Below are 14019 nucleotides of genomic sequence, written 5' to 3' on the forward strand. Positions count from 1 at the left end.
AAAATGAGCAGTGCTACAAACTATACTGCATATAGCGCTTTTTTCCCTTCATTAAGTGAAAAGCGTATAAAATAAACTAACAAAGGCGCTAATCCCAATAATGGCCCCAGCCTCCACAGGACTGATTCCTTTCACCTTGGTTAAATAAATCGACAAAAACGGAATCGTCATAAACGTCGCTGTCTTTGCAAACAGCGTGCCGATGATAATATGTAAGCTGATTGGATGTAGTGAAAGAATGTTTCGCATATGTTTCCTCCTAGTGCATATATATTTTGCAAATCTTTCCGAACTTCATTATGATAGAAAAGGAACGAACTTCCGGAGGGAATAATATGGAAAAGAATCGATTTCTTCCCCTTTTATTTGCTATCATGTTTTTAGTGATGTCAGGATTTGGAATTATCATCCCTGTACTCCCCTTTTTAGCCGAAGACATCGGGGCGACTCCGACACAGTTAGGGCTGCTTATGGCGATTTACTCCCTAATGCAATTGTTGTTTGCCCCGTTTTGGGGCAGATGTCGGACCGCTACGGACGCAAGCCGATTTTATTCATCGGCATCGCCGGTCTATCTCTTTCTTTCTTTTTGTTTGCTATCGCTAAAACGCTTGCCATGCTGTTTATCGCCCGCATTATCGGCGGAATACTGTCAGCAGCTACGATGCCTACGGCAATGGCTTATGCGGCTGACGTCACCACGTCGCAGGAACGCGGAAAAGCGATGGGAGCGATCGGCGCGGCTACGGGACTTGGGTTTATTTTCGGCCCGGCAATTGGCGGCATTTTTTCAAAAATGAATTTACATACCCCTTTCTTTATTTCAGGCTGTCTTTCCGCCATCACCGCCTGTTTTGTCCTGCTGTTTTTAAAAGAATCATTATCAAAAGAAAAACAATCGTCTGGTTCAAAAACGAAAGAACCAATGTGGCATATGCTCAAAGGACCTCTCTTGTTTTTATATTTGCTGCAATGGTTCATTACGTTTTCGCTCGCCGGGCTGGAAGCGACCTTCGCTTACTTTGCCGCCAAACGCGCCGGATTATATTCTGCACAGCTAGGGTACATTTTTATGATTATGGGCCTTGCGAGTGCTGTTGTCCAAGGGGGACTTATCGGCAAATTGATTCGCAAATTCGGTGAAGGCCGCGTCATTCAAGGCGGCATTATCGTATCTGCCATCGGATTTGCCTTGATTTTACTTGTTCGTAATTTTCTGACCGCTGCCGTCTTTTTATCGGTATTTGGCGTCGGCAACGGCGTCATCCGCCCTTGTGTATCGGCGCTTGTCACGAAACACGCGCCAAGCGGCCAAGGGCGCGCCACCGGGCTTCTCTCTTCCTTTGACTCACTCGGGCGCATTGTCGGCCCGGTAGTTGCCGGTTGGATGTTTACGAAAATGATCGAACTTCCTTATCTTTTTGGCATTGGCTTATCTATTTGCGCACTCGTTCTTTACTACCTATTTTCCAAACAATCAAATGAGATGCGCCGTACATTATCTTAGGGGAAATCTTTCCCCTTTTTAAATTGTTTATTTAGAAAATATTTTAATAAAAATTATAAATATTCATACTATTTTTGTATAATGTTGAATGATAAAATATTTTTTTCACTACACGCAACTGAAATTTTATCACAATATTTCGATTGGCGTAGTTTTTCACTCTTTCATAACCTAATTTCTAAATTTACTCACAAGCCTCCCCTCTAAACCGAATAGGGACGGAAAAGATTCATATCACAACCTTGCAAAAACCGTCAGATTTATCCAAAATTTGCTTATATAAAAACAAACAATACGGGAAAGGATGAAACAGATTGACGGAAAAATGGTATTACACTTCCCCAACAACTAGCGAATGGACAACAACGATCACAAGCGCAAAAAAAGACGGAGATACATACATTATCACATTGTCAGAAACGGCCTTCTATCCCGAAGGCGGCGGGCAGCCGTGCGACAACGGAGTGATCGCCGGTATCCCTGTGCTTGAAGTGTTCGAAAAAAATGAAGAAGTATATCATCGTCTTCCTTCCCTCCCTGCTGCATCAACTGTTCGTTGTCAGATTGATATGGCGCGCCGTCTCGACCATACCCAGCAGCATAGCGGCCAGCATTTATTGTCTGCCGTGTGCATCGAGCTGTTTGACGCGCATACCGTCGGATTCCATATGGGCAGTGAAGTCGTAACGATTGATTTAAATGTCCCGTCTTTATCGGAAGAGGCGCTTACGGCCATCGAAAATCGCGCCAATGAATTGATTTACGCCAACATCCCTGTCGAAACCTATTACGTAACAAAAGAAGAAGCACGCCAGCTTCCGTTTCGCAAGCTTCCTAAGATCGAAGGAAATATCCGCGTTGTCGAAATAAAAGGGATTGATGTTTCCGCCTGCTGCGGCACGCATGTATCGCGGACGGGGGAAATCGGCATGATTAAGCTGTTGAAAGCGGAACGCCACCGTGGAATGACTCGCCTCTCGTTTGTTTGCGGCAAACGTGCGCTTACCGATTATCAGCTGTCCCATCGCATCGCGACCGCTGTTTCTCAGCAACTGGGGACGAATCGGGATATGCTGCTTGACGTTCTCGGCAAATGGGAAGCGGAAAAGAAAGAGTTGCAAAAGCAGCTTGAACAATATAAAGAGATCCTATTTGCCATAGAGGCGGAAAACGCCGCTCAACAGGCAAAGCAAGAACAAGTCGTCATGCGCGTTTATAAACAATATACCTTAAAGGACATACAAACCATTGCCAACATGATTGCCAACCGCTATGAAAAAACGGCGGTGCTGGCTACAGCATTAGAGCAGCGCATCGTGATCGTTAAAGCGCCTTCCCTTTCTCTGCACATCGGAAAGTGGCTCAAAGAAATGCTGTCATTATCAAGCGGAAAAGGTGGCGGAAACGAGCGGCAGGCGCAAGCCGTTTTTCCTTCCGAAGAAGAGATGCAGAAGTTTCTCCGTTTATTGCAAGACGATATCAAAAAGGTGAGCGCCTGTGATTGACGCTCACTTTCATCTTGACCAGTATAGACATATTGAAGAAAATATAAAAACATGGCGGGAAGCAGAAGTTACGGGGTAGTAGCGGTTTCCACCGATTTGCTCTCCAGCTATCGGATACTGGAATGAAAACAAAAGCATGCGAAACGATCGCCTCCGTCATCACCGCCAATACGAAAAGATTGTGCCTTCAATGATAGCCAAAATAAGTGTATTTTTGTACAATAACTAACGGATGTTCAATTAAGGAGTTTGGGATGATGGATGATTTATCTTACGAAAACCTGAAACAGCGAATAGCAGAATTAGAACAACAAATACAATGTTATCAAAATTTTATTAAAAAAATTCCATTTCCATTTGTTTTCACCGATTACAAAACAGGAATAAAATTAGAAAAAAGCCGCGAAAAAGCAGCGCCAATCATGAAGCCGATTCCTGCATCTCCGGCAAAAGAGGCAGAATTACAATGGGACATCGATTTTTATCGAGACATACCGTTTGAGAAAATCGAAACATTTTTAACGCCGATTCTTGACCTTGTTCCTCATCATATTGTGTTTGTCGATGGCAACGGCATCATTACGCTTTGCAACTTGCAAGCGGCCAACGATACCGGGGTGGACCGCGACGCGATTATTGGAAAACATATCCGCGAATTATTGCAGCTGCCCGATGAGCTGATTGTGACGCTGCAGTCCATTGAAAAAAAGGAACCGATCTATAATCAGGAAGTATTAGACCGCTTTTACGGCATCATTAATACGCGCATTATTTATAATGACGACGGTTCGATCAAACGGGTCATTAGCATGTTCCAATCGTTAAACATGATGAAGGAAACCGAAAAGCTTGCCGTCGCCGGCCGCATCGCCGCTGGGATTGCCCACGAAATTCGCAATCCACTGACGACTGTTCGCGGTTATTTGCAATTTTTGAAAAACGATCTTCCAGATCGAATTATTTCGCTTATCGATCGTCTGCTTATTCCCGAGCTGGATCGCGCCAACAACATTATTACTGACTTCTTAAGCACCGCAAAGCCTGCGGATATAAAAATGGAAAAAATTAAACTCAACCAATTTATTCGCAAAGACGTCGGAATGCTGTTGCAGAGTGAAGCTTTGTTAAATAATGTAAATGTTTATTTTGATTTAGATGACCAGCTAGATCGGTGTGAAATAAACGGTGATAAAAATCAGCTGCTGCAAGTGTTTTTAAATTTATTCCGCAATTCGGTCGAGGCTAAAGTAAAAAAGACGATGAATGTCACTATTTCTAGCAAACGATCGAACAACATGGTGCAAATTCAATTTTGCGATGACGGGCCGGGCATACCTCCGACAGTGATTGATCATATTTTTGATCCGTTTTTCTCGACAAAAGAAACAGGCACCGGCCTTGGGCTTTCGCTATCGCGAAAAATCATCGAACTTCACAAAGGAACGATGAAAGTGCAAAGCGGCGACAAAGGCACATGTTTTTTTATTGAGCTTCCCATTGACGATAAAAAGCTGTCCGTATAATAAACGGGGCAGCTTTTTTGCTTGTACTTTTATTTAAAAGTAGTTTCTTTTTTATACTTTGTATTTAGAACAATGTTTAATAATAAATCATATTGCAAAGCAAGAGATTTCATTCTTGTTTCTTCCTTTCTTTTCTATTATCCTATATTAATAGTGCAATCTTTTTTATAGAAAAGAGGCTGTTGGCGATGCAGCAAACGATGACGTATAGAGAGAAAATCGTTCAATTGCTACATATTTTTCTTCCCGTATTCATCACCCAAGTCGGCCAATATGCAATGAATTTTGCCGATGTCACTATGTCAGGTCATGCCAGTTCCAAAGATTTGGCGGGAGTCGCGATTGGATCCAGCTTATGGGTTCCGGTGTTTACCGGAACGAGCGGCATTTTGCTGGCGCTAACCCCCATCGTTTCCCAGCATCTTGGAGCGAAGCGGCATGAACAAATTCCCCATGCGGTTATCCAAGCGATGTATTTAGCGGGTGTGATCGCACTTTTTATCATTGCCATAGGCGCCATCCTTTTGCACCCGATTCTGAACCATATGAATCTAGACAACAAGGTGCAGCGCGTCGCTTTCCACTATTTAATGGCCCTTTCCGTTGGCATCATCCCGCTCTTTCTTTACTATGTTTTGCGCTGCTTTATCGATGCGCTCGGGCAGACGAAAATGACGATGTTTATCACTTTAACGGCGCTGCCAATCAATATTTTGTTCAACTACTTGCTTATTTACGGCCAATGCGGATTTCCAAAGCTCGGCGGCGTCGGTACCGGCTATGCAACCGCCATTACCTACTGGTATTGCTTTTTTATCGCCGTTATTATTGTCCGAAAGTTTCAGCGTTTTGCCCGCTACCGCCTGTTTACGCGTTTTTATCCTCTCTCTTTCGCTGCGTGGAAAGAGCTTTTGAAAATCGGCGTGCCGATTGGTTTTGCGATTTTTTTTGAAACGAGCATTTTTGCCGCCGTTACGTTGCTGATGAGCGAATTCAGCACGACGACGATCGCCGCCTATCAAAGCGCTATGAATTTTGCTTCGCTGCTATATATGATCCCGCTCAGCATTTCAACCGCTTTGACCATTGCCGTCGGCTTCGAGGTCGGGGCGAATCGCTATCAAGATGCGAAGCAATACAGCTATCTTGGCATCGGCATGGCGGTAGCGACAGCAGTCGTAACATCGCTTTTGCTTTATTTTTTCCGCGCCGATATCGCCCGTATTTATACGAATGAGCCTGATGTTTTAGCGCTGACGGCACAATTTTTATTGTATGCGATTTTCTTCCAGTTTTCCGATGCGGTCGCCGCTCCCATCCAAGGAGCGCTTCGCGGCTACAAAGATGTGAATGCCACATTTTGGGCCGCCTTCGTCGCCTACTGGGGCATTGGGCTTCCGCTCGGTTACACGCTCGCCAACTTTACTACTCTAGGAGCGTTTGGCTACTGGATTGGGCTGATTTCAGGGCTTGCTGCTGGCGCGATATTTCTCTTTTTCCGCCTTCTTTCTATCCAGCGCCGCTACGGATGCAGAAACGAACAAGGCTGACATGCATCCAAGCTGTCAGCCTTCCATTATTTAATACTGTTTTTTATATATTTCAATACTTCGCGATCGATTTTTCTTTTTCCGGTTCGCGCTCCTGAAAAAATGCGTGAAACGGAAAAAGCCTAAGTTTCTCCAACTTCACTTTCCTGCTTTCTAAAAAATATTGGGAAGATGCTGTACCCCAGCCTCTTCCCATTTGTCCATGTGATGTGGCTAGTTAGTCATTAGCACCATGTTGCTCCGACAATGATGAGCAAGATGAACAAGACGACGATCAGCACGAAACTAGAACCACGGCCATAGCCGAAGCCACCATAGCCATAGCCGCCCCAGCCGTAGCCGCCCCAAGGGCCGCCACCAAAGCCGTATAAGCCAAATGGCATCATTCTTCACCTCCTTTTACAAAATCACTGGTTGTTAGTACACCCAGCCACCAATACACGCACATCCAACAATAATCAACAAGATGAACAAGACAACAACTAACGCAAATCCGCCACCGTAAGCTGCACCCACTTGAAAGCACCTCCTTCACTTTTGTACTAGTAGACTATTCAACTAACGGGTAAATGGTTAGATGTTTTCATAAAAATAGGTATTTGCCGGGCCGCCGGGAAAACAAAAAAAACGGACTGGTTCTTCCAATCCGTTTTTACACTTCAAGGGAATTCCGTTTCATCCATTTGTCATGCAACCATTGCATTCGCTTTGTTTTAGCGAAAGAAAAAATAATAAGCGCCCCCCAAATGCAGCTAAACGCATACATGTGCGTTTTCGTAAACGCCTCATGAAACAAAAACACGCCAAGCAGCAAGCTGATCGTCGGGGCAATATATTGCAAAAACCCTAGCATGGTCATGGAAATTCGTCTTGCTCCTTTTGCAAAATATAAAAGCGGGATCGCGGTTGCCGGACCGGCCCCAAGCAGCAATACCCCTGCCAAATGGTCACCGATGACAGCAAAGAAGGGGCATCGTTATACAGAAGCAGAAGATAGACAAAGGAAATTGGTGTCACCGCCATCGTCTCGAGCGTCAAACCAATGGCAGCATCGAAGCTTGCCAGTTTTTTTACCAGTCCATAAAATCCGAACGAAAAGGCAAGCGACAGCGCAACCCATGGGAATGTACCGTATTGAAAGGTCATGATACAGACTCCGAGGCAGGCGAGCGCAAAAGAAATCCATTGCCATACGTTAAGCCGCTCTTTTAACACGATCATCCCCAATACAACACTCACGAGCGGGTTAATATAATATCCTAAACTTGTCTCGACAATATGGCCATGATTGACCGCCCATATGTATATAAACCAGTTTGCGCTGATTAAAATGGCAGCCGCGCTGATTCCCCCCACTAATTTTGGCTGCCTGCAAATGGCAGACAGCTGATGGCGCCACGCTTTCAGCTGCCGGGTGGCCCACAGCAGTCCAATCATAAACAGAAACGACCAGATGATGCGGTGCGCTAAAATTTCCAGCGCCGGGCGGACTTCCAACAGTTTCCAATACAACGGCAGTATGCCCCATAACAAATACGAAAACGCCGTATAGATGATTCCAATTTTTTCTTCGTGCGATTGGCTCACTTGCTCTATCTCCTTTTACTTTTATTGCTTCCGTTTCATTATAACCCCATTTTCTGTTTCCTTCCAAGAAAAAACGCCTGTAAAAGGAGCAGGCGTTTTTCCTAATTATCTAATTGCCGCTAACACGATGATCAGCAAAATAAACAGCACGACGATTAATGCAAAGGAAAAACCGTAGCCATAGCGATGTCCTCCGTATCCGTAGCCATAGTAATGCGGCACGCATCCGTCATAATACCACATCGTCCTCTCCCCTTTCCTCAATAATGAATGATACATGCACAACCAACAATAATTAACAAAATAAACAGTACGACAATAATCGTATAACCGCTGTCGAATATGCCGCTCACGGCGGGCACCCCCTTCGTCTGTTCACCGCCATTATATGCATCCGCCCACTCCCTCGGGCGGGCTATCGCCCAATTTCACGAAAAAAAGATGGGCAGAAACACTGTCCATCTTTATTTTTCTTTTGTACCGGTCTCCCCCCACCAGCCTTTTTTCTTAAAATAAAGCGCAATCAAAGCAGCCGTTGCCGCCATCAATAAAAGTGCAAAACCATAGCCGTATTTCCATTTTAGTTCCGGCATTACCTCAAAATTCATGCCGTACACCCCGGCGATAAACGTCATCGGCATAAAAATCACGCTCACTAACGTTAATGTTTTCATAATGACGTTCATATGATCGGATTTCAACGAAAGCTGCAAATCAAAAATGCCAGACAACGACTCTTTAAACGTATCCAATGCCGCCGTAATGCGGGCAAAACGGCCAGCGACATCTTGCATATAAGGGTTCGTTTCGGCATTGATATATGGAAATGTTGTATGCTGAATCGTTTTCACCATCTCTTCTTGGGCTTCTGCCACTTGACGCAACTCATGAATGCGAATTTTCCATCGGTAAATACTACGCCCGATTTCATTGGCAAACGGCGTTTTAAATACTTGTTTTTCCAATGCCTGAATGCGGTCGGCAATATCATCAATGACTTGCAAAAAACGGATAGCAGTGATATCTAAAAAATGGTATATTACATATCCAGGATGTATGGCATGTTCACGGTGGTGAAGCAGCCGTTCCTTTACTTTTTCTACCAGCGGATCATCTTCTTCCATATAACTAATGACATACCGTTCTGTCGCAAGCAAGTGAATTTTTGCCGTCTGCAGCTCAGGACGAATGACAAAAAGCGCCAGAAATAAATGCTGCCCATATTCGTCTACCATGGGAATATCCGTTCCGAACAACAGCCGCTGTTTTGCTAGCGGATGAACGGAAAGCGCGTCTAACAGCCTCTCTAAATCCATTTTCGAAGCTTTCGTAAAATGCAGCCAACACGCACCGTTTCCAATAGGGGCATGATGACGATATTGCCCCTCTATTTCCAGTGTCTGTGTAGGATGGTATGCCATCGTCAAATTCCTTTCTTTCATAAAGTTTGCATATTATAGTGTTTGCATTTTCATATAAAAAAAACCTTAACCGCTTGGAAAGAAGGCGGTTAAGGGGTCTTCTCCGGTTCAATATGGACATGTGTCGCCTCAATGTTATAGCGTTTTTTCATTAATCGCTCCACCTCGTCGGCGATTTCATGGCTTTTGACAACAGTCAAATACGGATCAACATGGATCGTTACTTCAAGAACAATGTCATTCCCTAACATCCTCGCTTTTATATCCGCAACATCCTTTACTCCATCAATAGCGGCAATTTCATGCTTGTATGCCGTTAACGTTTGTTCATCAAACCCATCGGTTAACGTATGGGATGTTTCCATAAATACTTCCCAGGCCGTTTTGCAAATAATTCCGCCGATGATCACCGCAACAAGCGGATCCAGCCATAGAAGCTTGATTTGTACACCAGCGATGCCGATGACCGTTCCGATGCTGACAAGCGCATCGGACAAGTTGTCTTTTGCAACGGCGGTAAGCGCCTGGCTGTTGGTTCGCTTCGCCAGCCGCATATTAAAAGAATAGACAAATAACATTACAAAAGCAGAGGCAACGGCGACGAACGCAGCAAGCAATTCCGGCGCATTTCCCCTCTTTTCCGGCCGGAGCAGCGCCGATACCCCTTCCACCATGACATCGATGCCGATGGACATCATCATAAACGCTGCAATTAAAGAAGAAATATTTTCCGCTCGTGAATGACCGTATGGGTGATTGTGATCGCGCGGTTTTTTTGCAATTTTCATGCCGATATAAACGGCAACCGAAGCAATAACGTCGCTCAAATTATTCCAACCATCCGCTTTTACCCCATCGGAATGGGCGATATAACCGACAAACAGCTTGCTAGCGGCTAAAGCGACGTAAGCAACGATGCTAATGAAAGCCCCTGCTTCTGCCTTCCCTTTTCTTTCCACACACTTCACCAACCTAGTCGTCCTTTCTGCATTTATCAGTGTACCAGCAAAAAAGCGTGTGAGTCTACAGCAAAAAAGTTGACTAACGGAAGGAGTATAGAGACAGGCAAATTTTTTCCCGTTTGGATAACTTTTTTGAATAAAAGCAAATTGCTACACAACTGCGTATGATAAACCAATCAACCAAACAAATAGTGGGAAAGGAGAATATAGATTGACAACTTATCTCGATATGTTGGCAGAGATGGGAGTCGACGGCGCCCACCCCGGCGGATTTGATTTAACAAAAAATATATTACGTAAACTAAAAATTGACTGCCATACTGCTCTTCTCGATGTTGGCTGCGGAACTGGACAAACTGCCGCCTATATTGCTGAACAATACGGCGCAGACGTAACGGCGATTGACATTCACCCTATTATGCTGGCAAAAGCGAAAGACCGTTTTTCCAGCCTAACACATCCCGTCCACCTTCGCCGCGCTTCCGTTGAAGCTCTCCCGTTTGCCGACGGGCAATTTGATATCGTATTATGCGAATCCGTTTTGGCATTTGTTTCTATTCCTCGGGCATTAGCAGAAATTTATCGGGTGCTAAAGCAAAACGGGGTCCTCGCCGCCATTGAAGCGTGCCATTTGCAATTAACCGATAAAGAAAAGCAAAAAATCGCCGCCTTTTACGGTTTTCGCCATTTGCTTACCAGCCAAGAGTGGGAAAACGAATTGCAGAAAAAAAGTTTCCAGCATATTGACATAACGTACTCGTCGGCTAGTCATCCCTCTGCCGCGCAAACCCCATTTCTCATTACGGCCAATATGTCCTTGCCAATATTAAAAATGATAGAAACCCACCAGCAAATGACAAAACAATATGGCGATCGACTAGGTTATTGTGTATTTTCTTGCCAGAAATAGTCATTGGTACAGACGTGTCCATCTTCCTTCACGTACAATGCAATTGTAGCATTTACAAAGGAGGGAGATAAATGTCGCCGCATTGGTACCATGTTTGTTGCCGCTACCGCGGTCAAGTGGTACGGATCCATGATAAATTTGGAAACGTCCATGTAGGACGGATCACCCGTGTCACCCCAACTCATGTTTATATTGCACCGGTCGGCCCACGCAACCTTGGCGGATTTGGCTACGCCTTCGCAGGCTGGGGATGGGGATGGGGGTGGGGCTTTGGAATCGCCCTCGCTGCCATCGTTGCCATTGCCTTAATCGGTTTGTTCTGGTGATAAATTTTTCTTATATGTAAAAAAGTGGATTACTTCTAAAGAAGCAATCCACTTTTATATTTTCTTGACTATTTTGAAATATTCTTCCAACGTTATGTTTCTTTCAAATATGACTTTCGCTGCTTTTTTGCCGACATAACGAAGGTGCCAAGGTTCATACTGGTATCCGGTGACCGCTTCTTTTCCTTTTGGATAGCGGATAATAAAACCATATTCATGGGCATGTTCAGCCACCCATTTTCCTTCCTTCGTTTCTCCAAACGCTGTTGTCAACGCATAGTCGACCGACGGACTTGTAATATCCATTGCCAATCCGGTCTGATGCTCGCTTTGTCCCGGCAGCGCAACAGCTTGAACGGCTTTTTCTCTTCCTTTTTCTTTGACTTCTTCCGTAAAGATGGCTTGTTGCCGCACATAAGAACGATATCCGGATGCGGCTACCAGATCGATTCCCTCTTTACGGGCCGCGGCAAATAACGCTTCCAATGCGGCTGCCGCTTCCGCCCGCATATATCGTTTATCCACATTCTTTTCTGCAAAAGAAAACGGCACGCGCGGCACGACTAAATCATTCGGCTTATACGTAGAGGGAAGCGACTGTTCCTTATTGACAAGCACCAGTATATTGTCTGGATTCATAATGACTTTCATGCCATTATGCACTTCAACAATATTCCAATATTTCGCTTCCAGCCACAGTTCCGGTTCGGTTGTTTCCCCTGTCTTCGGCGCGCCTTTTTTTCCGCCCGTCTGCGGTGCCTCTATGTTTTCCGCTGTTTCCTTTTTGCTATTATCCTTGCTTTGCGGATGGGCTGCATCATTTTCTCCTGCATTCGGCAATTTTTTTTCCTGTTCGCTGGACGCACCATTCAGCTGGCTGCACCCGCTGAAAAAAACAAGTGACAAAACGATTATTGCTTGACATAGCTGTTTCATTATTTCACCTTTTCTTCCATAATTAACTAATAATTAATGCGGCAAAAGCCGTCCTTCCCTTTCGCAAGGAAATTGCCGCAACGACAAAGCGGATGCGGCACATAAGCAAAGGACGACACCTTTAGGCGATTCACGCTTCGGCGCGAATCGCTGTTTCTAGCGCCACTTCAATCATTTCATTAAATGTCGTTTGTCGTTCTTTTGCTGTCGTTTCTTCCCCTGTCAAAATGTGGTCACTGACCGTTAATACCGAGAGCGCTTTACGGCCGAATTTTGCCGCTAACGTGTATAGTGCCGCTGTTTCCATTTCGACCGCCAACACGCCGTAGCGCGCCCACGTCTCCCAATTCGGCTCGTCATTATAAAACATATCGGCGGTAAACACATTGCCCACCTTTAAGGCAAGCCCTTTTTCGACACCGACTTCATACGCCGTACGCAGCAGCGCAAAATTCGCTGTCGGCGCATAATCGCGTCCACGGAAAATTAAGCGGTTCATATTCGAATCCGTAGATGCACTCATTGCTAAAATGACATCACGAACGTTCACATCTTTTTGAATCGCCCCGCACGTTCCGACGCGGATCAATGTTTGTACATCATAGCTTTGAATCAGCTCATTGACATAAATGGAAATAGAAGGAACTCCCATTCCCGTCCCTTGTACAGAAATCCGGTGTCCTTTATATGTACCGGTAAACCCAAGCATGCCGCGCACACGGTTGTAGCATGTCGCTCCCTCTAAAAATGTTTCCGCGATATATTGCGCGCGAAGCGGGTCGCCTGGAAGCAAAATTTTATCGGCAATTTCCCCATGTTTTGCCTCAATATGTATGCTCAATGTATATACCTCCTATTCGTCTTTTCAGCGCCGCGTTTTATACCTTTCTTATCATACCACATATTTGTTGAAAATGGCAGTAAGTATTATACGTAAAAAATAATTGTGATGGGCATACTGTGTATGCTCCTTCCCCATTTTGGTTTCACCAGCGATCACCTTCATGTGAACAAGGAGGGACATACGAATGAAAAAGAAGCTCGAACAAGCCGTCGAATACGCAAACAAAACAAATCCGTCTTCCCGCTCCAACAATCAGCCGTCCACGTCGAAAAAAGAAAAAACAAAGTTTTAAAAAGGGAGAGCTTTTCTCCCTTTTTTAGGACGTTTTTGAATGATAATCATGACTGTCGCGGCGGCGCGCTAAATATTTCTCGTTAATATACAATACTTTTTTATCTTTGCTGCGCGTATACTTTTTTTCCCGCCTCTTCCGTTTTCGAAAAAGCCAGCAGCCGAGCAGATAGATGGGAAGGACAAGTTCCAAAGCTCCGATAAACACGTACAAAAACTGCTTGGCAGATGCCATCGTAGACAAATGAAGTTCTATATCGCTTAATTTATAATAAGAAACGGCGACAATAAACCCGGCAACAAGGACATTGATCACATGCAGGAAAGGAACGTCTTTCCAGCGAAAAAACATTCTTTCTATTTGTTCCTTTACCAATAGCAAAACAGCAATCGAACTTGCACAAAACAGCATGGAAATAAAAAGTGCGGCCATCTTCGTTTCCCCCTTCCCCCTCACGCTTTACTGCAAGGATTTCCCATCAATGAACCGCTTTTTGCTGTACAAACTAACAGTGAGAGTACTAAACCTCTGCATGACTAAAGCCGGCAGGTTCTGACGTACGAAAGAGTTTTTTCTACACCTGCGCGCAGGCACTCATGCTTGCTCCGTGAAAAGGAGCATGAACAAAAACTCGCTGGTGTTTAGCGGCCTGTTGG

Annotated in this window: 14 protein-coding genes and 3 pseudogenes; 6 read left to right on the forward strand and 11 right to left on the reverse strand. The window is 44.8% G+C overall.

Annotation, left to right across the window (positions count from 1 at the left end):
* Nucleotides 1–69: 69 nt before the first annotated feature.
* Nucleotides 70–249 (reverse strand): annotated as a pseudogene (locus tag BV455_RS00570) (MDR family MFS transporter); the annotation flags it as partial.
* Between the two features lie 137 nt (nucleotides 250–386).
* Between BV455_RS00570 and BV455_RS00575 the strand changes: the two are divergent.
* The 4 genes and pseudogenes from BV455_RS00575 to BV455_RS00590 all read left to right on the forward strand — a co-directional run bounded on the left by BV455_RS00575 (nucleotide 387) and on the right by BV455_RS00590 (nucleotide 6085).
* A pseudogene (locus tag BV455_RS00575) lies at nucleotides 387–1507 on the forward strand (MFS transporter).
* Nucleotides 1508–1821: 314 nt separating this feature from the next.
* Nucleotides 1822–3012, forward strand: a complete 1191-nt coding sequence (locus BV455_RS00580; protein ID WP_017437428.1) for an alanyl-tRNA editing protein — start codon at nucleotides 1822–1824, stop codon at nucleotides 3010–3012.
* Nucleotides 3013–3269: 257 nt separating this feature from the next.
* Complete coding sequence (locus tag BV455_RS00585; protein WP_017437427.1) at nucleotides 3270–4535, forward strand: two-component system sensor histidine kinase NtrB; 1266 nt, start codon at nucleotides 3270–3272, stop codon at nucleotides 4533–4535.
* Nucleotides 4536–4723: 188 nt separating this feature from the next.
* On the forward strand, nucleotides 4724–6085 hold the full coding sequence (locus BV455_RS00590; RefSeq protein WP_017437426.1) for an MATE family efflux transporter: 1362 nt from the start codon (nucleotides 4724–4726) through the stop codon (nucleotides 6083–6085).
* 224 nt (nucleotides 6086–6309) lie between these two features.
* On the opposite strand, the gene BV455_RS00595 is transcribed toward BV455_RS00590, so the two are convergent.
* The 7 genes and pseudogenes from BV455_RS00595 to BV455_RS00625 form a co-directional block, all read right to left on the reverse strand.
* The gene (locus BV455_RS00595; RefSeq protein ID WP_033314086.1) at nucleotides 6310–6468 is read right to left on the reverse strand and encodes a YjcZ family sporulation protein; all 159 of its coding nucleotides are present in this window, start codon (nucleotides 6466–6468) and stop codon (nucleotides 6310–6312) included.
* Nucleotides 6469–6502: 34 nt separating this feature from the next.
* The gene (locus tag BV455_RS00600; protein WP_017437424.1) at nucleotides 6503–6601 is read right to left on the reverse strand and encodes a YjcZ family sporulation protein; all 99 of its coding nucleotides are present in this window, start codon (nucleotides 6599–6601) and stop codon (nucleotides 6503–6505) included.
* 136 nt (nucleotides 6602–6737) lie between these two features.
* Nucleotides 6738–7672 (reverse strand): annotated as a pseudogene (rarD, locus tag BV455_RS00605) (EamA family transporter RarD).
* A 105-nt stretch (nucleotides 7673–7777) separates the two neighbouring features.
* Nucleotides 7778–7915: a YjcZ family sporulation protein gene (locus BV455_RS00610; RefSeq protein ID WP_017437422.1), complete on the reverse strand. Its 138-nt coding sequence runs from the start codon at nucleotides 7913–7915 to the stop codon at nucleotides 7778–7780.
* Nucleotides 7916–7932: 17 nt separating this feature from the next.
* On the reverse strand, nucleotides 7933–8025 hold the full coding sequence (locus tag BV455_RS00615; protein ID WP_017437421.1) for a YjcZ family sporulation protein: 93 nt from the start codon (nucleotides 8023–8025) through the stop codon (nucleotides 7933–7935).
* 111 nt (nucleotides 8026–8136) lie between these two features.
* Nucleotides 8137–9093, reverse strand: a complete 957-nt coding sequence (locus tag BV455_RS00620; RefSeq protein WP_218687614.1) for a magnesium transporter CorA family protein — start codon at nucleotides 9091–9093, stop codon at nucleotides 8137–8139.
* Between the two features lie 89 nt (nucleotides 9094–9182).
* Nucleotides 9183–10064, reverse strand: a complete 882-nt coding sequence (locus tag BV455_RS00625) for a cation diffusion facilitator family transporter (protein ID WP_026078658.1) — start codon at nucleotides 10062–10064, stop codon at nucleotides 9183–9185.
* Between the two features lie 202 nt (nucleotides 10065–10266).
* Here BV455_RS00625 and BV455_RS00630 point away from each other — a divergent pair, with 202 nt between their 5' ends.
* Complete coding sequence (locus tag BV455_RS00630; protein ID WP_081161039.1) at nucleotides 10267–10965, forward strand: class I SAM-dependent methyltransferase; 699 nt, start codon at nucleotides 10267–10269, stop codon at nucleotides 10963–10965.
* A 71-nt stretch (nucleotides 10966–11036) separates the two neighbouring features.
* Nucleotides 11037–11291 (forward strand): hypothetical protein, encoded by a 255-nt coding sequence (locus BV455_RS00635; protein ID WP_042409520.1) that lies wholly within the window; start codon nucleotides 11037–11039, stop codon nucleotides 11289–11291.
* Nucleotides 11292–11345: 54 nt separating this feature from the next.
* Here the strand turns inward: BV455_RS00635 and BV455_RS00640 are convergent, their stop codons facing one another.
* The 3 genes from BV455_RS00640 to BV455_RS00650 all read right to left on the reverse strand — a co-directional run bounded on the left by BV455_RS00640 (nucleotide 11346) and on the right by BV455_RS00650 (nucleotide 13795).
* Entirely contained in the window at nucleotides 11346–12227 is an 882-nt protein-coding gene (locus BV455_RS00640; protein WP_042409522.1) for a D-Ala-D-Ala carboxypeptidase VanY, read from the reverse strand.
* A 130-nt stretch (nucleotides 12228–12357) separates the two neighbouring features.
* Nucleotides 12358–13068, reverse strand: coding sequence for a purine-nucleoside phosphorylase (gene deoD / locus BV455_RS00645; RefSeq protein ID WP_017437415.1), 711 nt, complete (start codon nucleotides 13066–13068; stop codon nucleotides 12358–12360).
* Nucleotides 13069–13387: 319 nt separating this feature from the next.
* Nucleotides 13388–13795, reverse strand: a complete 408-nt coding sequence (locus BV455_RS00650) for a hypothetical protein (protein WP_017437413.1) — start codon at nucleotides 13793–13795, stop codon at nucleotides 13388–13390.
* Between the last annotated feature and the right edge of the window lie 224 nt (nucleotides 13796–14019).

The sequence above is a fragment of the Parageobacillus caldoxylosilyticus genome, from assembly GCF_019272935.1.
Classification (GTDB): Bacteria; Bacillota; Bacilli; order Bacillales; family Anoxybacillaceae; genus Saccharococcus; species Saccharococcus caldoxylosilyticus.